This is a genomic window from Pseudomonas sp. LS2P72 (genome assembly GCF_054897865.1).
Genome location: NZ_CM142708.1, coordinates 2,964,088 through 2,985,511 on the forward strand (window position 1 = coordinate 2,964,088; position 21,424 = coordinate 2,985,511).

Genomic DNA, 21,424 nt, shown 5'->3' on the forward strand with positions numbered 1-21,424 from the left:
TTCTTGGTGATGACGTGAGTACGGCTACCGGCGGGTTTTGCCAACGCGCGGCGCAGTCTCACAAAAAGCTGCCTGTTAGGCAAAGAGTGATGCTCATTGGAGCGCTCTCAATCCGGTCATGTGGCCCGTTCCTGGGCCATATCAGCGACCCGTTCGAGTCGCTGAGCGGGCGTTTGTTCCGAAGGCGTTTTAAGTATCGCATCCAGGTCCGGATGTTCTTCCAGCGCTCGCTCACCGAGAAACCCGTGAATGTTGGCGTAGAGGGTGATGTCGAGCTCGGTGTTGAAGCCGCGGTCGTACGAGGTCGATGCCAATGCGTGCAGGTGTTCCCAGCGCTGCAACGGCATCGATTGTGCCTGATAGGACGGAAAGTATTCGTGCATGTGTTGGTCGAGGCGCAGGACGATGCTGCGGAAATTCACTTCGTCCAGTTGGCTGAGTTGTTCGTCGCTCAAGCGGTAGCGTTTGCTGTGGTTGGGCTCGGGAGCTTTGCCCGGTCGCTGGTTGATGTGCCAGCAGCCCAGAGCCGCGTCGGCGGTGACGATCTGCGAGCACGGGCCGAACAGGGTAGGGTCCTTGATGCTCTCGGCGTGGCTGAGCAATGCGTGGGCCACGGCAGGGTCGGCGACGCGCAGCAGGACTTCTTCACCCTGAGGGTGCATGACGCTGGTCAGCCAGCGGAAGTGCTCGACCATTTGTGCCCAGGGTTGATCGCTGAACACTAGGTAGCCCCACTCCTGGCGGGGCTCAGCCAGAAACTTCGCGAGAATGGGATTGTTCTGGGTGTTTATCTGGACAAGGCACGGCGAAACGTCACCCAGTTCAGCCCACGGGGTGCCGAGGTAGAGTGGCTCGAAAACCGGATTATCCGACCATTGATAAAGGTGTTGAGGCAGTTTCTCGACGCTGACGCCATCCAGTAGCAAACCGACGGTGCCATTCCACGGCAGGCCTTGAGGCAACCCATTTTCCAGCGGCCAATCTGACTTAAGCATTTTGCGCCTCCAGTTTGGCCTTCTCGCAGATCGCGCAGATTGGCTTCTTCTGCATCAACGCTTGCCGCTGAGCGGGCACCAACAATTGGCCGGCCTTATCCGCATCCGCCTGTTTCAACGGCCCCGGCAACAACGGCGCCGCCCCCGTCCCGCTACCCGGCCCACCACCCGAGTTCATGTTGATCACCGGCCCGCTCATAGTCACGCCGCTTGCATCAATCTTGATGAAGCTGCCGCCGCCCTTGAGGGTCAGTTCGCTGCCGGCTTCGAGTACGACTTTCATGCCGCTGCTCAGGTGGATCTCCTGGCCCGCTTCAATGAATTGCCCAGTGCCAACCTTGATGTGCTGGTTGACGCCCACGGTGAGGTGGTCGTTGGCGCGGGTTTCGACTTTGCGGTCGGCGTAGACGGTGTGGTGTTCTTCGGCCTTGAATTCGCTGTAGCTGTTTTGCTCGACGGTGTCGTGGCGTTCGTTGCCGACGCGAATCTTCTGGTCGTGCTCGACGTTTTCGTCCCAGTCGCGCTGGGCGTGCAGGAAGATTTGTTCCTGGCCTTTTTTGTCTTCGATGCGCAGTTCGTTGTAACCGCCGCCACCGGGGGAGCTCAGGGTTTTGAAGGTGCTGCGGGTTTTGTTCGCCGGCAGGGCGTACGGGACGACGTTTTCCTTGTGGTACAGGCAGCCGCTGATTAGCGGTTGGTCGGGGTCGCCTTCGAGGAAGGTGACGAGCACTTCCATGCCGATGCGCGGGATGGCGATGCCGCCGTAATGGGCGCCGGCCCAGGCGGAGGAGACGCGTAGCCAGCAGCTGGTTTTGTCGTCGGCCTGACCTTCGCGGTCCCAGTGGAATTGCACTTTGACGCGACCGTATTGGTCGCAGTGGATCTCTTCACCCTTGGGTCCGGTGACCACGGCGCTTTGGCTGCCGAGGATGCGCGGTTTCTTTTGCGTTAGCGGCGGGCGGTTCGGCACGTCCCACGGGGTGGCCTGGAAGCGGTTGCGGTAGCCCTGGTGGAAATCGTCTTTCAGGTTGGTGGTGTCGCTGGTGACCGACTCTTCCAGCACTTGCGGCTGTTTACCTTCGTGGAGGATTTCGGTGAGCAGCCACAGGTCGTTCCATTTGGCTTTCGGGTGTTGGGTCAGGGCCAGGAAGTGGCCGCTGACCAGCAACGGCTGATCGCTTTTGCCTTCGGCGAGCTGGAAGTCGCTGCGGTGGCGTTCGAGAGCGCGTTTGGCCAGGTGCTTGCCGCGTTCGCGGTCGATGAAGCGGCCGGGGTAGTCGTAGTCTTCGAGGTCGGGCAGGGCGTCGCCACGGTTTTCGCTTTCCAGGGTCAGGCGTGGTTTCTCGAAGTCGTAGTCGCGGCGGGTGGTGCGGCTGGTGCGGGTTTCCAGGCGCAGGTCGAAGCGCTTGATCACCGGGTCGTTGGCGACCATGCCGGAGTCTTGCTGGTAGGCCACGGGCGCGAGTTTCGGGAACACCGTCTGGTCATCGCCGAACACCAGCTTGTGGGCCGTGGCGCTGTGCTGAAAGTGGTAGTGGATACCTTCCTCCTCGCACAGACGCTGGACGAACTGGAGGTCCGATTCATCGTACTGAACGCAGTAAATGCGCTCGGGATATATCGCCCCGACTTTGAATTCGTAGGCGTTGCTTTGGATACCGTGCTCTTCAAGGACGCTGCCGATGATTTTCGGCACCGTGAGGTTCTGGAAGATGCGTTGGTTGATGCGGTGCGCCAGGTAAGACAGTTGCGGGCGCAGGGTCACCGCGTGGCGGGTCAGGCGTTTGCCGGAATCACCTTGGGCGGCGCGGTAGATCTGGCCATGGATGCCGCTGCCGTCAGGCGAGAGCTGCAAGAAGGCCGGTTTGTGCAGCAGGGTCTCGAGGTCCAGGGACGGCTGTTCACTGACCAACTCCACCTCAAACACAAAAGGCTGGCTGATGGCTTCCCGACCTTGCAGGGAAAGAACCTGGAAGTCGTTGGAAAGACCTTCGATGGTCAGGGCAAAGTGAGTTTGATTGGCCGGCGCGAACATCCCTTGTTCCTCGTGCAGTGCAGCGGCGTAAACCGATACCTGAAACAGGAATCAGCAGACGCAAAATTCTGGAAGGGCGGAAACAACATCGACCAGCAGAGCTGGCCGATGCTTGAAACGGTCAGCCAGACTTAGCCAGCGACCGGGGAACGCCAGTCATCGGAACCCGAAGTACCGGATACTTCGTGGGTCCAGGTGATTTTGCGGTAGGTGAAATGCACGTCTTCCAGGTGGGTGAAGTGCGAGTTCGCCGGGTCTTGGCAGTTGTGCATGTAGTCCTTGATGTCCACGATGATCGCGTCTTCAAGTTTGGTGGTGTAGTAATGCTCTTGGGTGCCTTGAGCCGAGGTGCGGTACCACTTGATTTCGATAGTGGTCATGCGCTCGCCCGAAGTCAGGGCAGCCAGCAGCAGTGGGGAAGCCTTGTCGAACACTTTGGTGATGACAACTGGCTTGTGAACGCGCTGACCAGTAGGTTGGCCGGACTGCGGGTCACGCGGGATGATCACTTCGTGCTGGAAACCCTGAACCATGACCTGGTCTTCGTGACCTTCCTGGTAGGTGTTGCCAACCGAGTCGGCAGTGAACGCGCCGGCAGTGATCAGACCTTGTTTCTCGCCAGTGACGGACATGTACGCTGGTGTAGCCATGGATGTGCTCCTTGCTAAAAGTTAAGGGTGCCCGGGAGGCGGTATCGCCCGGTGGGTGCCTGACTGTTATCAAGGTCCGTGCCATAAACGGTGAAAACTATATAAATCAGAAGGTTGAGATGTTTTTAAGCGCTCGCGAAGAATGTTTGGCAGCGATTGCTAGTGAATGTGCGCAAGAAGTTGCGCAGTACTGCGCAACTTCTTGCGCACTTGGCTGGAGCGCCTGCCAGGCCGGGCGATCAGCGCCCCGGGAAGGGCTTTCGCAGCGTTGAGTGCGCAACTTCTTGCGCATCAAGGCGGTTAGCCATCATTCGGCGCCCCATCGTCTGATTTGCCGAAAACCGGTAGCAGAACCGCTAGGGTGACAGGTGCAACGAATGCTGCAGCCTGGAGGTCAAACTCAGCGCCGAGATAAATGAACAACTGCGAACTCAAGGAGAACGACATGAAAATCCTGATGGTTCTAACGTCACACGATCAATTGGGTGACACGGGTAAGAAAACCGGCTTTTGGCTGGAGGAATTCGCCGCACCGTACTTTGCCTTTAAAGACGCCGGCGCTCAGTTGACCCTGGCCTCGCCCAAGGGTGGTCAACCACCGCTGGACCCAAAAAGCGACGAGCCGGACGCGCAAACTGCGGCCACCGAGCGCTTTCGCAAAGACCCCGCCGCCCAGTCCGCATTGGCGTCTACCGCTCTGCTGAGCAGCGCGAGGGCTGAAGATTACGACGCTATTTTCTACCCCGGCGGCCATGGCCCGCTGTGGGATTTGACCGAAGACAAAATTTCGATTGCTTTGATCGAGGCGTTTTCCCAGGCGGGCAAACCGGTCGCGGCCGTCTGCCACGCACCGGGTGTGTTGCGTCACGTCAAGGGCGCGGACGGCCAGCCGCTGGTCAAAGGCAAGCGTGTGACGGGATTTACCAATTCCGAGGAGGAGGCTGTGCAACTGACGAATGTCGTGCCGTTTTTGGTGGAGGACATGCTTAAGGAGAAGGGTGGTGTCTATTCCAAAGGTGCTGACTGGGCGAGTTATGTGCTCACTGATGGTTTGCTGATTACTGGTCAGAATCCGGCATCGTCCGAGGCCGCGGCACAAGAATTGTTGGCGAAGCTCCGTTAAATCTGACGTGTAGCTGGCGGAGCCTGCGTTCGGCTGCGCAGCAGTCGTAAAACCGGCAAACGCGGTTTGTCTGAAAGACCGCGGCGGCGGATACAACGACTGCTGCGCAGCCGGACGCAGGCTGCGCCGGCCGCTACAGGTTCGTGCCACGCCTCAGATCGCGAGGCTGGATGCCGTGAAACATTCCTCGATCGAGCGCCGCTGCGTCTCGGCATACAACGCCAACTCATCAATCGTCGATCGCCCCAGCGCCTTCTCGAACACCTGCCGGTTCGACTGCACACCATAGTGGGTTTGCGCCGCATCCCCCAGGTTCGACTGAAAAATCCCCGCTGCGCTAACCGGCAGGAAATCTTCGTACACCAACGGTTCAACTCTCAAATACCCGCCGCTGAGCAGATCCTCCAGCGACCAAGATTTCAGCTCATCGGCCCCCAACCCTTTTTCCGTGACGAAGTAGCGAAAGTACGCCAGTTCCTGTTGGCGCATGCCCTCAACGGTGTCAGGGAATTCTGCAAAGTGCTGCGCCATCAGCGCGTTGTAACGCGCGGCATTGGCCTCATTGGGGAAGTCTTTCAATTCATCCCGGGCAGCGTTGAGCAAACGGTCGTAAAGCGCCCGGCCTTTGGGGGTGAGCGCCGCGCCGCGTTGCTCGATTTCGCCGAAACGGGCGCTGTGACTGCCACGATTCTCGGCTTGATCGGTGAAGGCGACAGGCTCGTCCAGGGCCTTGAAACTGGTCTGGCGTAGCAGGATCGGGCACTGACGGCGGGGCGGGCCTTCGATCACCGCTTTGGGGGTGATGCCGTGGGCCGGCATTTGCGCCTGGACGATGTCGATGTCCAGGGTGCGCGGCGTCAGGTGGTTGATATGCGGGCCGGTGAATGCCACCACGTCGGCGATCAGGCGATGCTGGGCGCTGAGTTTGCGGTACTGCTCGGCGGTCACGGTGGCGGTGTGATGCCAGCGGAATGTTTCCAGCGCCTGCTCGACGAAGTCCTGGGCCTCTTGTTCGGTGAGGCCTCCCCGGGTTTCGGCGCGCTCGATGAGGGTCAGCGCGGTGGGCGTGAAGATCGAACGCTTATCCAGCACCGATTGGGCGAACGCTCGCAGTTCCAGGTCTTCGATCAGTTCCAGGCGCAGCAGGGAGGTGAACACCCGGAACGGGCTGACCTGCAACGCCGCCTCATGCACTGCGCGAAAAGCCGTGGAGTGCACCGGCACGCCGGCCGGAGTCAGGTCGTAATAACCCACCGGCTGCATGCCCATCACCGCAAACAGCCGGGCGAGGGTGGCCAGCTCATCGGCGGTGCCGACACGGATCGCGCCATGCCGCTCCAGGTCCAGACGCTGGATTTCACCGGTGCTGCTCAACTGTCGGGCGATCTGTGGATCGCTGTCCAGCACGTGATGGTTGGTCTGTTCCACCAGTTCCATCAGCGTGCCGTACAGCGGCACTTCTTCGCGGTACATATCGGACATCGCTTTGGAAAAGCGTTGGCGGATCAGGTCAGGGCTGACGAAGTTCGGGTGACTCATGAAAGAATTCCTGGTGCGGTGACGTAAAGGATGCGGGAAAAGATCGCAGCCTTGCGCGGCACCGACAAACGAAGAATCTTACGGACTTCATTCTGCAAAGGACTGCTGGTTGTAGCAGCTTGTAGCAGCTGCCGAGCCTGCGTTCGGCTGCGGAGCAGTCGCAAACCCTGTATGCACGTTCCTTCTGACACACCGCAGTGGCTGATTTCACGACTGCTTCGCAGCCGAACGCAGCCTCGCAGGCTCGGCAGTTGCTACAGGGGCGGTGTTTGGCGGCTGCTACACAGGAAGTTCAGAACGCAGCGATGCCAAAAATTCCCGATACAGCCGCGCCGTGTTCGTCGGTTGCTCCACCATCGGCATATGGCCGGTGTGGTCCCAGACTTCCACTCGCAGATCGGCGATGCCTTTGCTCCAGATCGCCACGCTGCTGACATCGATCAAGCGGTCCTTGTGTCCCCACAGCAACAGCGCCTGGCACTTGATGTCGGGCAGTTTCGGCTCCATCGGCGGGCTGGCGCGCAAGTCCTTGAAGATTTCTTCCAGCTCCTCGCGTTGCTGTTCATAGCGTTGTGCGATGGCGTCCAGCACCACTTTGGGTACCCACGGCGGTTCGGCCATGGTCATGGCGTAGAAGCGCTGGAACTCTTCCCGTGAATGAATCAGGAACGGGTTGTGGCCCTTGGCCAAATGCCGCTCCAGGTCGCTGGCTTCGGGGGCGGTGACACCCGCCGGGTCGATCAGGGCCACCGAAACAATGCGATCCGGGTACGTGGCCGCCAGCCACGCTGCCATGTAGCCGCCCATTGAGTTGCCGATCACGTGGACTTTCTCGACGCCGCAGACATCGAGCAACTGGATCATCCGCTTGGCCTGCAAGGGAATGTCGTAGCCGCCGCCCGCCTTGAAGCCGGTTTCGCCATGGCCGGCGATGTCGGGGATGATCACCCGATAGTTGCCGACAAAGTGCCGGGCAAAACGCAGCCAGATGTTCTTGTCGGCGCTGTAGCCGTGAAGCATCAGCACGCTGCTGGACGCTTCGTACGGCCCGCCTTGCCAGGTCGAGACGGTCATTTCGGCGATCGGCACGACAATTTTGTGCAGTCCATACAGCTTGGCCTCTATCGACATGTTCAAGGCATAGAGCCAATGACCGATGGCCGGGTAACTCAACCAGCTCCAGGCCACGAAAACTGCGATTGCGACAACCAACAAAAGCATCAGGCATCTTCCTTTTACGTGATCAGGACAGAATGTGATCGGCGGGTTTCAGCGCCCTGGTCAACCGGTGATAGCTGAAACTGAACCCCGGAAACATCGCAATCACATGACCGCTCTTGCTTTGATACCAACTTTGGCAGCCCCCGGACTTCCATACCGTGCGTTGCATCTCCCGGTGGATCATTTCAGTGTAGGTACGTTCTGCTTCGGGGCGTACTTCGATGCAGCGCAAACCGTGTTCTTTTAACGTGCGGATGCAATCCAGAATGTAGTTCATCTGAGACTCGATGATGAACAGCGCCGAGGTGTGGCCGATACCCGTGTTAGGGCCGGTGACGATAAACAGGTTGGGGAAGTCCGGCAGGCTGGTGCCGAGATAGGCCCGCGGGTACTGGGCCCAGAAATCTTTGAGTTGTGTGCCGTTTTTGCCGGTGACCGGGTAGGAAATCACCCCGTCGGTGGCGTCGTAACCGGTGGACCAGACGATCAGGTCCAGGTCGATGTGTTGGCCGTCCTGGGTGACGATGCCGGTTTCATCGATGGCGGCGATGCCTTGCTCGCGGCTGTGCAGGCTCACGTTACGGCGACCCAGCGCCGGGTACAGGGTGCTTGAGATGATCACCCGTTTGCAGCCGATGACGTAGTCGGGTGTCAGTTTTTGCCGTAATTGGGGGTCGGGTACTTGCCGTTTGAGGAAGCGCAGGGCGTGTTGCTGGACCAAGCGGATCGCTGGTTTCGAATACTTGAAGGCAATCACCCGGGTTTCGAACAGCCAGTAGATCATCCAGCGCAACAGTTTGTAGGCCGGTTTGAGCCCCAATAACCAACGCTGGAATGGCCCAAAGGCATGGTCGGCACGAGGCAATACCCAGTGAGGCGTGCGCTGGAACACATGCAAATGTTCGACGTCCGGGGCAATCGTCGGAATCACCTGGGCCGCGCTGGCGCCGCTGCCAACGATGGCCACGCGTTTTTGCCGATAATCGTAGGTGTGATCCCAGTTGTTGGTGTGAAAGGTCTTGCCCTGAAACCGCTCCTGGCCCTCGAAGTGGGGGACCACGGGTTGGCTCAGCGGCCCGGTGGCGTTGATCAGGAACTGTGCGTAAAACGTGCCTTTGCTGGCGGTGTGCACCGTCCAGCGTTTGCCGTCTTCGTCCCACTCGATGCGCTCGACATTGGCCTGCAGTTCCACCTTGTCTCGCAGGCCGAAGTGCTCCATCACGTACTGGGTGTAGTGGTGCAGTTCGGCCTGTTCGGCGAACATTTGCGTCCAGCGATAGGGCGCGAAGGACAGCGAATAGAGCGGAGAGGGCACGTCGACCGCCGCACCGGGGTAGGTGTTTTGGCACCAGGTGCCGCCGAAAAAGTCCCGCCGTTCCAGCAGGCGAAAATCGTCGATGCCTGCCTTGAGCAAATTGATCGCCGCGCACTGGCCGCCAAATCCACTGCCGATGATCAACACTTGAAAGGTCTGCATGGGCCTCCTTTTTTATCGTTATTGATCGAACCCTCCTTTCATGTATAGCCAAACATTGGGCACTCGCCTCATGGCTATGCCTTGGTATCCAGACCGCCAGCCGGTGATGGCTATTTGCTGTTACCCTGATAGACTCTCACCACACTTGAAACCCTTGCGGTTTCAGGTTCCGTTCAGTGGCGCAGAGGCCTCTATGGAAAAAACGGGAGGAAAAGGACTTTCACTGGCCAGGAGGCTCTATACATCGCGAATCCTGGGTTTGGCTTTGGGGCTGTTGCTCGTGAGCGCGGCGATGTATCCCCTCAACCCTGCACCGTGGGTCTGGGTGGCGATGCTGCTCAACGGCTTACTCTGGCCGCACCTGGCTTATCAATGGGCGCGCCGCGCGAAAGTGCCTTATCACGCCGAACACCGCAACTTGCTGGTGGACGCCTTTCTCGGCGGCTTTTGGGTCACCGCCATGCACTTCAATCCGCTGCCCGGCGCGACGACCCTGGCCATGATGGCGATGAACAATGTGGCCATTGGCGGTTTACGTTTTCTGTTGGCGGGAACCGTGGCGCAGATTCTCGGGATGGGCGTCGGACTGCTGATTTTCTCCCCCGCCTTCATCCCGCAAACCAGCCAACTGCAGATGTATGCCTGTTTGCCCTTGATGTGTTTGTATCCGCTGGCATTGGGCTGGATCTGCTTCCTCCAAGCCTACACCCTCGGCCGACAAAAGCGTGAATTGCTGGCCCTGAGCCGCACCGACAGCCTCACCGGCCTGCTGAACCACGGCGCCTGGAAAGATCAACTGGAGATCGAATTCCAGCGTTGCAAACGTCAGCAGCAGGGCGGGGCGATTGCGCTGATCGACATCGACCATTTCAAATCCATCAACGATACCTACGGCCACGTTGCCGGGGACATCGTCTTGCGCCAGTTGAGCAAAATGCTCAAGCAGAACCTGCGCGCGGCGGATGTTGCCGGGCGCTACGGTGGCGACGAATTCTGCGTGATCCTCCCGGACCTTCCGCTCGCGAGCGCTGCGGCCGCCATGGATGCCCTGCGTGATCGCTTCGCCACTTTGGGCTACGAGCAAAGCCCGGCGCTGACAGTCAGCCTGAGCATCGGCCTGGCCGCCTTCAACCCGGCACACACCGACGCGACCCAGTGGCTCAACGACGCCGACCTGGCGCTCTACGAAGCCAAGGCTACCGGTCGCAACCGCGTCATCTGTTGCAGCGAGGATGAGCCGCGTCACGAATTACTTGATTCGGTGTGATCCATCACCAGTAATGTCGCCTGACATTCCGCCATCGCGAGCAAGCTCGGCTCCTACAGATCACGTTGACCTGTAGGAGCAAGGCTGTTGTGGTCGAATGTTTTTAGACCATGATGTAGGAGCGTCGATCTAAGGAAGCATCATGGGTTATCGGGTTGTAACGTCAGAGGAAAAAGCAGAAGCCATTCGCTTGGTTGTGGAGATGCATTACTCCGTACCTAAAGCCTGTGAAGCTACTGGGGTAGGCCCTACAGCCCTGCGTCGCTGGGTTTTACGTTGGCGTCGGGAGCAGGACGGAATAGCGCAGCCTCCACGACTGCAGGATCAGGAGCTGATCGAGTCGCTACAGGCAAAACTGACGCTACTTGAAGCCGAGAACCAAGTCCTAAAAAAGCAATTGCCCTCTCATCTAAAGGTTCTGTTCTCTCGAACCAAATGATTGATGGCGTTAAAGGTGCAATGTCGATTCGGCGCATGTGCGCTGTGCTTGGCATTGCCCGAAGCAGTTATTACATAAAGCGAAAATCCAAGCGTCTGAAGCCTGGCCTGCGTTGGCTGAGACGCAAACTTCGTGCATTGCATAAAGAACATCGTGAGGCGTTAGGTACTCGTGGGCTTTGCAAAGAGCTAAGAAAAGAGGGGGGGTTCATTGGCCGCTATCGAATGCGTACCTTGATCAATGCCTTTGGCCTGCACCGACGCAGGCCACGTTATGCCCACTATCGCCGCGCCACGAAGCCGGCGATCGTAGCCCCGAACATACTTGATCGTCGCTTTAATCCAAGCCGGCCAGATACGCTTTGGGCAGGCGATATTACCTACATCAGAGTTGGCAATAGCTGGCTTTACCTGGCGGTAGTGATGGATCTGTTTTCACGCAGGATTGTGGGTTGGGCGTGCTCACGAACGGCCGATGCTGAGCTGTCTGTAAAAGCACTGAGGTTGGCAGTGTCTATACGGCGCCCGATGCCTGAGCTGCTATTTCACTCAGACCAAGGCTGTCAGTACACCGCTGATCGATTTGTTGCCTGTTTGGCAGAAACCCGGATCGTTCAGAGTATGAGCCGTCGAGGCAACTGCTGGGATAATGCGGTAGTGGAGCGCTATTTCAGGACGTTGAAGCACGATTGGATGCCGGAAAACGGCTACCAGAATCATTTCGAAGCGGAGAAGGATGTGATGGAATTCATCTCGCATTACAACCATCGCCGTTGCCACTCCGCCTCGAACCACTTGCCGCCTGCGCTGTTCGAGCAACAGGCGGCTTAATACTCCTACGCGATGGTTTAAAAAAACTGAACCACTACAGGCTTGCCCGCGATGGCTTCAACTCGGTCCAAAGCCGAACGCTCAATGTCGCATTCGGTCTAGAGCCTTGCGCCGTAGTCAGGTAGGGTGTTTTTCACCCCCGACACGAAACAAGGATCGATTCATGACGTTCAACCGCCCTCGCTCCCTGCTGGCCACCAGCCTTGGCCTGACCCTCGCCCTCGGCGCTTTCGCTCCCGCAGTCTTCGCCGAACCGCACAAACAAGTCCTCGCCGATTCCGAACAGTACAAGGACGAAGCCCTGAAGTTACTGGAACGTTTGGTGAACATCGACTCCGGTTCCGGCTATGAACCGGGCCTGACGAAAGTCAGCGACATCGCCATCGACGAACTGAAAAAACTCGGCGCGACCATCGAGCTTGTGCCCAATACCCCGGACAAAAGCAGCCACGTGATCGCGACCCTGAAAGGCACCGGCAAGGCAAAAATCCTGCTGATGGCGCACATGGACACCGTCTTCAAGGAAGGTTCGGCCGCCGAGCGTCCGTTCCACATCAAGGACGGCCGCGCCTACGGGCCGGGCGTGATGGATGACAAGGGCGGCATCGTTGCCGGGATCTACGCGCTGAAAGTCCTGAAAAACCTCGACTTCAAGGACTACGCGCAAATCACCTTCCTGCTCGACGCCAGCGAAGAAACCGGCTCGGCCATCGCCACCGACCTGATCAAGAAAAACGCCAAGGCCCACGACGTCACCCTCAACCTCGAACCCGGCCGCCCGGCGGATGGCCTGGTGGTATGGCGCAAAGGCAGCGCCACCGCCGTGGTCGAGGTCAAGGGCAAGGCGGCCCATGCCGGTGTCGCGCCAGAACTGGGACGCAACGCCGCCATGGAAGCAGCGCACCAGATTTTGCAACTTGGCAAACTGGGCGACACGGAGAAGAAAACCACCATCAACTTCACCGTGCTCAAGACCGGCGATCGCACCAACGTGATTCCGGATCAAGCCACCGCCAAGGCAGACGTGCGTGCGGCGGTGCCAGAAGAGTTTGACCGGATCGAGAAGGAGCTCGCGCGGGTTTCGAAAGACAAGCTGATTGCTGACACAGAAGTCACCACCACACTTCAGCGTGGATTGCCGCCGATGCCGCAAACGCCAGAATCGGATCGGTTGATGGCCATGGCTCAGGGGATTTACGGGGAGATTGGCCGTAAGTTGACGGAAGAAGGTAGCGGTGGGGCGGCGGATGCCAGCCTGTCAGCGGGTGTGGGTACACCGACGCTGGATGGGTTCGGGGTTGTTGGCGGGAATATTCATACGCCGGAGGAATACGCGGAGGTTGAGAGCGTGGCGCCGCGGATTTATCTGTTGTCGCGGATGATTATGGAGTTGGCCAAGGCTCACTGAATTGCGTGCGGTTTGGGTGGTGATGGGTCAGTTGGATTGACCCCTCACCCTAACCCTCCCGAAACGTCGGACCGCCCCAAGGGGGCGAGGGGACTGACCGTGGGTTTCTTGAGGAATCTGGCGACGTGAACGAACAAAATTGAATGCGATTTTTAAGTGCTTTGCTGTGTGGGAAATCTTAGTTCGACTCAATCTCTCAGGTCGCAGCAAATAGCCACAACAACTCGGTCAGTCCCCTCTACCTTCTGGGGCGGTCCGACGTTTCGGGAGGGTTAGGGTGAGGGGTGTTTCTCAAACCGGACACCGCCGCCAAAACCACCCCACAACTTTCCAAGACGTTTCCTACAACGTACCCTGTTGCCGCGTTTCGGCATCAACCCCTATAGTTGCGTCTCGCGGCAACTCTCCGCGACGATCTTGGCCGGTCGAACACCAGGAAAACTCATTAATAAGGAGCTACCAATATGTTCGACCAAGTCATGCCCCGTTACCTCCCCATCGACACCTACGACGCCGAAACCCCGGTGCTCTTCATCAACACCCACAAAGAACTCAGCGACATTGCCGCTTGCGCTGCGCATCGCTTCACCGTGGTTCGCGATCTGGCGGACACCTTGTCCAGCCTGAACCTCAAAGACATTTCCGATTGCGATCTGACGCGCGTTACCCGGGCGGTTCATTTGTTGATGCGCGAAGGCTGCGCGATGCTGAATGTGGTTCAGGCGCGGGCGTTGCAGCGGGAGGTGGAGTTCAGGACTGCAGTTTAGCGGTGTTTGAACTGACGCCATCGCGAGCAAGCTCGCTCCCACAAGGGATGTTGGTGATCACACAATTTGTATACACCAACAATCAAAGGTGGGAGCGAGCTTGCTCGCGAAGGCGTCAGGTCGGTTCACACCGTCAAACGCACTGAACCATCACTCCTTGACGCTCATAAACTCTTCCGCCCAACGGATGTATTCCTCAGGCTGCGTATAGGTGTGGGTCAACTCGGTCGCATTCAGGTCCGACGCCTGAGTAAAGATCTGCCGTTGTTCTCGCAGGCTGTCATACGTGGCCTTGATCGCGGCGAAGTAGGCGCCGTGGCCGTCGATGGTGACCCGCACGCCCAGTTCGGCCAGGCGTTTATCGTCGCGCAGCAGCGGGTTGCCGTAGGTGACCAGCATCAGCGGCACGCTCAGGTGCTCGGCGATTTGTTCGAGGTGGTCGAAGTCCCGCACGCCCACCATGCAAATCCCGTCCGCACCGGCCTGCTGGTAATGACAGGTACGGCTGATGATTTCCTGCACCGGCAGGATCCCGGCGTTGGTGCGGGCGATGATCGCCATTTCCGAATCGACCCGGGCTTCCAGCGCTGCGCGGATCTTGCCGACGCCTTCCGCCACCCCGATCAGGTCGGTGGATTTGCGGCCGAACTGGGCGGGCAGCAGCGTGTCTTCGATGGTCAGGGCGGCCACACCGGCGCGTTCGAGTTCGACGATGGTGCGCATGACGTTGAGCGCGTTGCCGTAGCCGTGGTCGGCGTCGGCGATGACCGGCAATTGGGCAACACGGCCAATGCGAGTGGCCTGCTCGGCAAACTCGCTGAGGGTGATCAAGGCAAAGTCGGGGGCGCCCAGTACCTGCAACGATGCGACTGAACCGCCAAGGATCCCCACTTCAAAACCCAGGTCAGCGGCAATGCGGGCCGACATCGGGTCGAAGACCGACGCCGTGTGATAGCAGGTGTTGGAGGCGAACAGCTCGCGAAAGTTACGGCGTAAATCTTGATGAGAAAGCCTGGACATATGAGTTCCACCACTGCAATGGGAATGGAAGGGCTTGAGCAAAAGTGTCAACGCCGAAGGAACAAAAGGCTATCACGCGAGCAGGGGAGGGATGATGACGATTTTTTGCACTGGGAAGATGGCGCCTTTCTTGTGGCGAGGGAGCTTGCTCCCGCTCGACTACGCAGTAGTCGTAAAATCAACGAACGCGAACTGTCTGAAGAAAAGTGGTATCGGCTTTGGGGGCCGCTTCGCAGCCCAGCGGGACGGTGCGGCGATCCGACGAACTCCCTCGCCACAGGTGTGGGGAGTTTCAGAATCCGGTCACGCCGCAACAGCCTGCTGCTGTTGATTGAGCAGCGGCACGGCGCGTACCGAGTTGCCGGGTTGCAGTTGCAGGCGTTTGGCGGTGAGGCGGTCGACAATCAGGCTGTTGCCCACCTGCCTGGCCTGGGCGGCGGTGATGCGGCAGTTTTCCAGGCGACGGTTGTGGATCAGCCACACCGGGGCCTGCTCGTCGGGTGTGCCAATGGCCAGCAGCAGCGGTTGGCTGTCGCGCACGGTGCGAATATTCGAGACCGGGGCTTCGATCACCGGGCCGGCGTCGAAGATGTCGATGTAACCCTTATGGGCAAACCCTTCGGCGGTGAGGATTTTCAGCGCCGGTTCCGTGTTCGGGTGCGCCTTGCCGATCACGGCCTGGGCCTGTTCGGTGAGCAGGCAGGTGTAGAGCGGTTGGCGTGGCATCAGTTCAGCGATGAACGACTTGCTGCCCAGGCCCGACAAGTGATCGGCGTGGTTGAAATCCATTTTGAAGAAGTGCCGACCCAGACTGTCCCAGAACGGTGAACAACCTTGTTCGTCAGCGCTGCCACGCAGTTCGGCGATGAGTTTGTCGCCGAACAGGTGCGGAAACTCGGCTACAAACAACAAACGCCCCAACGACAGCAATCGACCGTTACTGCCTTGGCGTTGATCAGGTCGCAGAAACAGCGAGCAAATCTCCGATTGACCGGTCATTTCATTGTTCAGGAACAACGTCGGAATCTGTCGCCGGATACCCAGGTCCGGTGACGAACTGACCGTGAGCCCGACCCGATAGTTGTACCAGGGCTCGCGCAGGCCCACGGCCCCCACCAGGGCACTGACGCCCACCAACTGCTGATCGTCGTCTTCGAGTACGAAGAGGTAATCGGCATCGGCGCGTTCGACCTGTTCAGCGAAGGTTCGTTGGGCCCAGCGCACCCGGTGGGTCAGGCGTTCCTCGTTGGCCGGCAGGGTGGTGAAGCCGGGGCCGGCCTGGTGCACCAGGTTCAGCAAGGCGGGCAGGTCGGTGACGCGAACCGGGCGGACAATCATGATGCAACTCCTTCTGCACGCCCGCTCGGGCGCTGTCGTTGGGCGCGGGGCCGGGTGATGCTCACAGGGCGATCAGCCGGATCGGGCTGCCTTCGGTCACGTTCAGGGCGGTGCACATCTCGGCGCTCAACCCCACAGGTTGCCCGGCCTGGTAATCCAGATCGGCGACGATGGCGCGATAGTCCTTCAGCGAATCGTTGCTCACCAGATAGCTGCCACGGGTATCGATCGGCGAGCCCGGTTTCGCCGTGCAGGTCTGGCTCTGGGCGATGGAGCGGATGCCGGGAGTGCGCGCATACAACGTTGGACCGCCGTCAAACAGGTCGATGTAGCTGTTGGTCTCGAAGCCCTCGCGCTCGAGGATATCGAAGGTTTCCTGGCCATCGGGGTGGATGCGGCCGATGCAGTCCTGCGCCTCCTTGGGCAACATCGGCACGTAGATCGGGTATTGCGGCATCAGTTCGGCGAGGAAGGTTCGGCTTTCCAGGCCGCAAAGTCGTTCGGCCTCGGCGTAGGGCAGGTCGAAAAAGTGCTTGCCCACCGCATCCCAGAACGGTGAATGCCCTTCATCGCTGCTGAAGCCGACGATCTCGGTGATGACGGCTTCGGAAAAGCGCCGAGAGTGGGCGGCGATGAACAATAGCCGCGCCCGGGACAGCAGTTCAGAGAACCGGGTTCGCACCAGTGTTGCGTCAATATGAAAACCCCGCAGCAAGGTATGGCCGCTGAGGTCATGACACAACGACAACGCGGGCACGCCGTGCTCGATGTTCAGCTCCCGCGAGGCGCTGGTGAAATGCCGGTTGCGCAGGCTGTAGAACGGCTCGCTGAAACCGGCGGTGGCAAGGATCTCCGAGCAGCCCACCAAACGCTCTCGGGTCAGATCTTCCAGCACGAAGAAGTAGTTCTCCGGGCCATGACCCTCAACGTTTTTCTCGAATGAGGCGCAGGAGTCGAGAATCTTCTCGCGCAGGCATTCGGTGTCGTCCGGCAAGGACGTGACGCCTATCAGACTTTCGCGCGCCAGTTGCTGCAACTGGGGCAGGTCGGTTAACTCGACTGGGCGTAAGACCAGCATGGATGCACTCCTGTATCAAAGGGTTCGGCGGTTGGCACCGAACCTGACTATCACTGTCGGTTTCCACGCAATATATCGGCGGTCGCCTGAATGTTTGTCAGACGCCGCTCTTTTTCTTGTCAGCCGTTGCTTGGGTCGGGCAGTACCGCACGGGTGCCCAGTTTGTTGAGTACAAACAGGTAGACCAGGCCCAGGGCAATCCAGATCAGGCCGAGTTTCTGTGCATCGACGCCCATGTTGTACATGATCGCCGCGACGATGATGAAGCCAATCACCGGGCAGATCAGGTGACGGATTACCTGTCCGGATTTTTGCCGACGCCAGTAGTAGTTGATGACCGTCAGGTGCAGCAACATAAAACCGCTCAGCGCGCCGAAGTTCACCAGTGAGGTGAGGGTGTCCACCGAGTTGATGAACAGGTAGCAGATCACCAGCGACAGCACGGCCACCAGGTAGATGCTCACGTACGGCGTGTTGTGTTTGGGGTGAACCTTGGCCAGTACCTTTGGCAGCTTGCCGTCCCGGGCCATGCCGAACAGCAGACGAGACACCGCTGCTTGAGAGGTGATCGCCACCGCAACACCCCAGGCCAGCGCCGTAGCCACGGCGGTCAGGGTGGCCAGCCAGCTGCCGCCCGCGAGTTCAGCGATTTCATAAAACGCCGAGTCAGCCGATTTGAAACCCATGCCGGCCGCCAGGTCTGTCGCAATCCAGGTCTGCACGACGAAGATCACGCCCATGACCACCAGCGTGATCAGCGCGGCTTTGCCGACGCTGCGGCCCGGGTCATCCTTGATCTCTTCGGCGAGGGTGGAAATCGCATCGAAACCGAGGAACGACAGCACCGCAATCGACACCGCTTGCATCAGCAGGGCGAAATTGAACGTCTCGGGGTTGTACAACGGCGCCAGGGTCAGTTGACCGTTACCGCCGCCACTGTGCAGCGCGTTCCAGGCGTAGAACAGGAAGATCCCCAGCACCACCAGTTGCGCCAGCAGAAAGATGATGTTCATCCGTGCGGTGAAGGTGATGCCCCGCAAGTTGACGAAGGTCGCGCTGACCAGGAAGGCCAGGATGAAACCGACCTTCGGAATGTCCGGGTACAAATGATTCAGGGCCATGGCCGCGTACACATACAGCAGCGGCGGAATCAGCAGGTAATCGAGGAGCATCAGCCAACCGGCGATAAACCCTACGTGTTGGTTCAGGCCGCGTTGTGCGTAGGAATACACCGAACCGGCAATCGGAAAAGCCCGAGCCATGCTGCCGTAACTCAAGGCAGTGAAGAGCATCGCCACCATGCCGATGATGTAGGCCAGCGGTACCAGCCCCGGCGCCTCGGCGTTGACGTAGCCATAAACACCAAACGGTGCGATGGGGATCATGAAGATCATCCCGTACACCACCAGGTCGGTCAGCGACAGGCTGCGTTTCAACTCTTGTTTGTAGCCGAACTCTTCTATTTCCATGAAGTCCTTCTCCTTGGGATGAAAGCAGCTGCAAGCTGCGGGTTTGAAGCGATTCCTTTACAACAGCGGTGCCAGGTATTCGGTAAAGCGACTGATGTCTGCAGGCGTGCGCAGCAGGTCGTTGCGCACTTCAATCAACACTGATTCCAAGCCTCGTGCATCGCCGTGGACCGGCACGGTCATGTCGCTCAGCGGCTTGATTTTGTACGGTTCATTACCGGCAACTTTCAATGGATGCTGGCTCAAGCCATCGATCAATCGCTGGGCATATTCCCTGGCCTCGCCAAACAACACGCCGACTTCCAGCTCGCGGGGCTGGCCGTGATAGACCGGCGTAAAGCTGTGAATTCCCACCACCCGTACCGGTCGTCCTTGAGCGACACGTTCGTCGATCAAGTCTGTCAGACGCGAGTGAAATGGCTCGAACAGGGATTGCCGACGGTACTCGCGGGTGGCTTCGTCCAGGTCCCGGTTGCCCGGCACCTGATAAATTTCGCTCTGCACCGGAATGCTGTCCGGCACTTGGCGCGGTCGGTTGAGGTCGACCAACAATCGCGAATAATTGGCCGCCAACAAGGTTGCGCCCAATGCTCGGGACAAACCTTCAGCCAGCGCCAGGGCGCCGATGTCCCAGGCGATGTGCTCGCGGGCCGCTTCGTGACTCAGCCCCAGGTCATTTAACCGGGCCGGAATAAAACGACTGGCGTGTTCGCACACCAGAATCAACGGGTGACTGGAGTCTTCCCGGCTCAGGGTGTACACGGGCCCGGTGTAAAGACCGAGCTCAGCAGATTCAGTACAGGCGCGCATAGTGTTCACAGCGTTCGGCGGACGACAGCTGTTCCGTCAGCGTCAGTTCCTCGGTTTTAAGGGCGAAGTAAGTGTCCAGCAACGCGCTCGGCAGGGCTTCGATCAGGGCCTCGCTGTTGCGCAGGCAGTCCAGGGCTTGGGCAAGGGAAGCGGGCAAGGCGACGATGCCGCGCGCCTGGCGTTGTTCTTCGTTCAGGGAGTCGGGGACTTCATCGGTGATTGCGTTCAAGGCCAGGCGTTGCTCGATGCCCAGCCGACCGGCAATCAGCAGCGCGGCCATGGCCAGATGCGGCGAGGACGTGGCGTCCATCGCGCGAAATTCCAGGTTGTACTGCGATGCCACCGATTTGCCGCCCAGGCTTATTGTCGGGCAGATTCGCAGCGCCGCTTCGCGGTTGCGTTGCCCGAGGCACGCGTAGGACGCACTCCAGTGATGAGGCTGCAAACGCTCGTAGGACACCGGCGTCGGCGCGGTAAACGCACAGAGTGCGGGCAGGTGATGCAGGATGCCGGCGGCCCAGTGCTGGCCGAGGGTCGACAAGCCATTGGTGGTGCCGGCGTCGTACATCACCGGTTGGCCGGCCAGGTCCAGCAGGCTGACGTGCAGATGCACGCCGTTGCACACCGCATGCTCTGAGGTCTTGGGCGCGAAGCTCAACGCCAGGCCCATTTGCCGGGCGATCTCGCGGGTGATTTCACGAACGTTCACCGCGCGGTCGGCAGCGGCCACACCCAGGGTCGGCCGACAGGTGATTTCGTATTGATGCTTGCCGTACTCGGGCAGGAACATTTCCGGTTCGACGCCACCGGCACGCAGAGCGCTGAGCAGCCAACCGCCAAACTCGGCACCCTGGCGCTGGGCTTGCAGCGAAAACGCCAGGTGTTCAGCGTCACCGGTGTTCAAGTTGAATTCATGCTCGAACGCTGCATTGACCTGCAAACCCAACTCGGCGCGATAACGCTCTACCTCGTTGCGCAACACGGTACGCGGGCAGGCACCCCACGGGCGGCCATCGGTTTCGCGAATGTCGCTGTGAATAAAATCCAGTGCCGGCGCGTTGGCATCCGGGCCGTTACTGACCGTCACTCGGCTGAGCAGATCGGGCATCAGCCGCAAATCGCCATAAGCGCCCCACGGGTTGCCGTAGGCGATGATGTCTTGCGGGGTCAACGCGCTGTTGGCCGGCACCCAGCCACAACCGGTGCTTTGATAGTGTTCGAGTTCGTCCGTGGGAAAGGAGCGCCCGCGTGTCACGCCGATCAGGTCGGTGGTGATGAGGGTGGTCATGGGCAGTGGCAACAGGCGCTCGCTCATGACTGCATCTCCTGCAACCGGCCGAGTACGGTCTGGGTGTCGGTGATCCAGCAGTAACCCTTGATTGCATTCAGGCAGGCCTGATGCCGCGCGGGTGTGTAAGTCGCGCAGGCATCTTCCACCAGCGTCACCAGATAACCGCGGTCGGCGGCGTCGCGCACGGCCATGTCCACGCACTGGTCGGTGACGATGCCGGCGATGATCAGGTGCCGCGTCCCGAGGTTACGCAGCACGTAGTCGATGTGGGTGGAGTTGAAGACCCCGGATGAGGTCTTGGGCAGTACGATTTCGTTTTCTGCCGGGGTCAGGTCGTCGATGATCCGCGCTTGCGGGCTGCCCTTGGGCAAGTGCATGTCCGAGAGCTTGTGGTCCAGCGAGCGGTCGCGGCCATCGGCGGTGAGGCTTTCGATAATCGTGTGCAACACGTTTTGCCGGGCGCTGCGAAAGGCGCTGAGCAGCCGGCGTTGATTGGGCACCACCTGCATGTGGGTGCGGGTCAGGAAGTACTCGGCGTCCGGCCCGTTGAGGTGCGGGTCGAACTGCGGCTCAAGCCAGGCGCGTTGCATGTCCACCAGCAACAGCGCGGTGTGATCGGTGACGAACGGCAAATCCCTGGGCGAGTGGTGGGGGAGCGTGAACATCC

The 21,424-nt window shown here is 59.6% G+C and carries 19 protein-coding genes; 6 read left to right on the forward strand and 13 right to left on the reverse strand.

The window, feature by feature from the left end:
* Positions 1–116: 116 nt before the first annotated feature.
* From ACYZUA_RS13620 to ACYZUA_RS13630, 3 genes are all read right to left on the reverse strand, one after another.
* The gene (locus tag ACYZUA_RS13620; protein WP_461963500.1) at positions 117–995 is read right to left on the reverse strand and encodes a DUF4123 domain-containing protein; all 879 of its coding nucleotides are present in this window, start codon (positions 993–995) and stop codon (positions 117–119) included.
* The gene (locus ACYZUA_RS13625; protein WP_461963502.1) at positions 988–3,030 is read right to left on the reverse strand and encodes a type VI secretion system Vgr family protein; all 2,043 of its coding nucleotides are present in this window, start codon (positions 3,028–3,030) and stop codon (positions 988–990) included. The genes ACYZUA_RS13620 and ACYZUA_RS13625 overlap by 8 nt, the downstream gene beginning before the upstream one ends.
* A gap of 131 nt (positions 3,031–3,161) precedes the next feature.
* Positions 3,162–3,680, reverse strand: coding sequence for an Hcp family type VI secretion system effector (locus tag ACYZUA_RS13630; protein WP_095131286.1), 519 nt, complete (start codon positions 3,678–3,680; stop codon positions 3,162–3,164).
* A gap of 445 nt (positions 3,681–4,125) precedes the next feature.
* Here ACYZUA_RS13630 and ACYZUA_RS13635 point away from each other — a divergent pair, with 445 nt between their 5' ends.
* Positions 4,126–4,803 carry a type 1 glutamine amidotransferase domain-containing protein gene (locus tag ACYZUA_RS13635; protein ID WP_461963503.1) on the forward strand — a complete coding sequence of 226 codons (678 nt, stop codon included), beginning with the start codon at positions 4,126–4,128 and terminating at the stop codon, positions 4,801–4,803.
* A gap of 153 nt (positions 4,804–4,956) precedes the next feature.
* On the opposite strand, the gene hglS is transcribed toward ACYZUA_RS13635, so the two are convergent.
* The 3 genes from hglS to ACYZUA_RS13650 all read right to left on the reverse strand — a co-directional run bounded on the left by hglS (position 4,957) and on the right by ACYZUA_RS13650 (position 9,040).
* Positions 4,957–6,342 (reverse strand): 2-oxoadipate dioxygenase/decarboxylase HglS, encoded by a 1,386-nt coding sequence (gene hglS / locus ACYZUA_RS13640; protein WP_461963504.1) that lies wholly within the window; start codon positions 6,340–6,342, stop codon positions 4,957–4,959.
* A gap of 279 nt (positions 6,343–6,621) precedes the next feature.
* A complete protein-coding gene (locus ACYZUA_RS13645) occupies positions 6,622–7,563 on the reverse strand; it encodes an alpha/beta fold hydrolase (RefSeq protein WP_461963505.1) in 942 nt (313 codons plus the stop codon).
* A 22-nt stretch (positions 7,564–7,585) separates the two neighbouring features.
* Positions 7,586–9,040, reverse strand: coding sequence for a flavin-containing monooxygenase (locus ACYZUA_RS13650; RefSeq protein WP_461963506.1), 1,455 nt, complete (start codon positions 9,038–9,040; stop codon positions 7,586–7,588).
* Positions 9,041–9,233: 193 nt separating this feature from the next.
* On the opposite strand from ACYZUA_RS13650, the gene ACYZUA_RS13655 reads away from it, so the two are divergent.
* From ACYZUA_RS13655 to ACYZUA_RS13675, 5 genes are all read left to right on the forward strand, one after another.
* The gene (locus tag ACYZUA_RS13655) at positions 9,234–10,307 is read left to right on the forward strand and encodes a diguanylate cyclase (RefSeq protein WP_461963507.1); all 1,074 of its coding nucleotides are present in this window, start codon (positions 9,234–9,236) and stop codon (positions 10,305–10,307) included.
* Positions 10,308–10,449: 142 nt separating this feature from the next.
* Positions 10,450–10,746 carry a transposase gene (locus ACYZUA_RS13660; protein ID WP_461962418.1) on the forward strand — a complete coding sequence of 99 codons (297 nt, stop codon included), beginning with the start codon at positions 10,450–10,452 and terminating at the stop codon, positions 10,744–10,746.
* Positions 10,743–11,576, forward strand: a complete 834-nt coding sequence (locus ACYZUA_RS13665) for an IS3 family transposase (RefSeq protein ID WP_461962417.1) — start codon at positions 10,743–10,745, stop codon at positions 11,574–11,576. Before ACYZUA_RS13660 ends, ACYZUA_RS13665 begins: the two co-directional genes overlap by 4 nt.
* A gap of 163 nt (positions 11,577–11,739) precedes the next feature.
* Entirely contained in the window at positions 11,740–12,984 is a 1,245-nt protein-coding gene (locus tag ACYZUA_RS13670; RefSeq protein WP_461963508.1) for a M20/M25/M40 family metallo-hydrolase, read from the forward strand.
* Positions 12,985–13,448: 464 nt separating this feature from the next.
* Positions 13,449–13,751 carry a hypothetical protein gene (locus ACYZUA_RS13675; RefSeq protein ID WP_461963509.1) on the forward strand — a complete coding sequence of 101 codons (303 nt, stop codon included), beginning with the start codon at positions 13,449–13,451 and terminating at the stop codon, positions 13,749–13,751.
* Positions 13,752–13,901: 150 nt separating this feature from the next.
* Here ACYZUA_RS13675 and ACYZUA_RS13680 read toward each other — a convergent pair whose 3' ends face one another.
* The 7 genes from ACYZUA_RS13680 to ACYZUA_RS13710 form a co-directional block, all read right to left on the reverse strand.
* Entirely contained in the window at positions 13,902–14,771 is an 870-nt protein-coding gene (locus tag ACYZUA_RS13680; RefSeq protein ID WP_461963510.1) for an isocitrate lyase/PEP mutase family protein, read from the reverse strand.
* A 303-nt stretch (positions 14,772–15,074) separates the two neighbouring features.
* The gene (astA, locus tag ACYZUA_RS13685; protein WP_461963511.1) at positions 15,075–16,109 is read right to left on the reverse strand and encodes an arginine N-succinyltransferase; all 1,035 of its coding nucleotides are present in this window, start codon (positions 16,107–16,109) and stop codon (positions 15,075–15,077) included.
* 61 nt (positions 16,110–16,170) lie between these two features.
* On the reverse strand, positions 16,171–17,187 hold the full coding sequence (locus ACYZUA_RS13690) for an arginine N-succinyltransferase (protein ID WP_461963512.1): 1,017 nt from the start codon (positions 17,185–17,187) through the stop codon (positions 16,171–16,173).
* 119 nt (positions 17,188–17,306) lie between these two features.
* Entirely contained in the window at positions 17,307–18,656 is a 1,350-nt protein-coding gene (locus ACYZUA_RS13695) for an APC family permease (protein ID WP_461963513.1), read from the reverse strand.
* A 57-nt stretch (positions 18,657–18,713) separates the two neighbouring features.
* The gene (locus ACYZUA_RS13700; RefSeq protein ID WP_461963514.1) at positions 18,714–19,466 is read right to left on the reverse strand and encodes an N-formylglutamate amidohydrolase; all 753 of its coding nucleotides are present in this window, start codon (positions 19,464–19,466) and stop codon (positions 18,714–18,716) included.
* On the reverse strand, positions 19,450–20,781 hold the full coding sequence (locus ACYZUA_RS13705) for a glutamine synthetase family protein (protein WP_461963515.1): 1,332 nt from the start codon (positions 20,779–20,781) through the stop codon (positions 19,450–19,452). Before ACYZUA_RS13705 ends, ACYZUA_RS13700 begins: the two co-directional genes overlap by 17 nt.
* Positions 20,778–21,422 carry a cysteine hydrolase family protein gene (locus ACYZUA_RS13710; RefSeq protein ID WP_461963516.1) on the reverse strand — a complete coding sequence of 215 codons (645 nt, stop codon included), beginning with the start codon at positions 21,420–21,422 and terminating at the stop codon, positions 20,778–20,780. The genes ACYZUA_RS13705 and ACYZUA_RS13710 overlap by 4 nt, the downstream gene beginning before the upstream one ends.
* Between the last annotated feature and the right edge of the window lie 2 nt (positions 21,423–21,424).

Coding starts and splice junctions, on each gene's coding strand:
- ACYZUA_RS13665 (WP_461962417.1), top strand. CDS start 10,743: ATGATTGATGGCGTTAAAGGTGCAATGTCGATTCGGCGCATGTGCGCT.
- ACYZUA_RS13705 (WP_461963515.1), bottom strand. CDS start 20,781: ATGAGCGAGCGCCTGTTGCCACTGCCCATGACCACCCTCATCACCACC.
- ACYZUA_RS13620 (WP_461963500.1), bottom strand. CDS start 995: ATGCTTAAGTCAGATTGGCCGCTGGAAAATGGGTTGCCTCAAGGCCTG.
- ACYZUA_RS13650 (WP_461963506.1), bottom strand. CDS start 9,040: ATGCAGACCTTTCAAGTGTTGATCATCGGCAGTGGATTTGGCGGCCAG.
- ACYZUA_RS13645 (WP_461963505.1), bottom strand. CDS start 7,563: ATGCTTTTGTTGGTTGTCGCAATCGCAGTTTTCGTGGCCTGGAGCTGG.
- ACYZUA_RS13630 (WP_095131286.1), bottom strand. CDS start 3,680: ATGGCTACACCAGCGTACATGTCCGTCACTGGCGAGAAACAAGGTCTG.
- ACYZUA_RS13695 (WP_461963513.1), bottom strand. CDS start 18,656: ATGGAAATAGAAGAGTTCGGCTACAAACAAGAGTTGAAACGCAGCCTG.
- ACYZUA_RS13675 (WP_461963509.1), top strand. CDS start 13,449: ATGTTCGACCAAGTCATGCCCCGTTACCTCCCCATCGACACCTACGAC.
- ACYZUA_RS13625 (WP_461963502.1), bottom strand. CDS start 3,030: ATGTTCGCGCCGGCCAATCAAACTCACTTTGCCCTGACCATCGAAGGT.
- ACYZUA_RS13680 (WP_461963510.1), bottom strand. CDS start 14,771: ATGTCCAGGCTTTCTCATCAAGATTTACGCCGTAACTTTCGCGAGCTG.
- hglS (WP_461963504.1), bottom strand. CDS start 6,342: ATGAGTCACCCGAACTTCGTCAGCCCTGACCTGATCCGCCAACGCTTT.
- ACYZUA_RS13660 (WP_461962418.1), top strand. CDS start 10,450: ATGGGTTATCGGGTTGTAACGTCAGAGGAAAAAGCAGAAGCCATTCGC.
- ACYZUA_RS13670 (WP_461963508.1), top strand. CDS start 11,740: ATGACGTTCAACCGCCCTCGCTCCCTGCTGGCCACCAGCCTTGGCCTG.
- ACYZUA_RS13700 (WP_461963514.1), bottom strand. CDS start 19,466: ATGCGCGCCTGTACTGAATCTGCTGAGCTCGGTCTTTACACCGGGCCC.
- ACYZUA_RS13635 (WP_461963503.1), top strand. CDS start 4,126: ATGAAAATCCTGATGGTTCTAACGTCACACGATCAATTGGGTGACACG.
- ACYZUA_RS13710 (WP_461963516.1), bottom strand. CDS start 21,422: ATGTTCACGCTCCCCCACCACTCGCCCAGGGATTTGCCGTTCGTCACC.
- astA (WP_461963511.1), bottom strand. CDS start 16,109: ATGATTGTCCGCCCGGTTCGCGTCACCGACCTGCCCGCCTTGCTGAAC.
- ACYZUA_RS13690 (WP_461963512.1), bottom strand. CDS start 17,187: ATGCTGGTCTTACGCCCAGTCGAGTTAACCGACCTGCCCCAGTTGCAG.
- ACYZUA_RS13655 (WP_461963507.1), top strand. CDS start 9,234: ATGGAAAAAACGGGAGGAAAAGGACTTTCACTGGCCAGGAGGCTCTAT.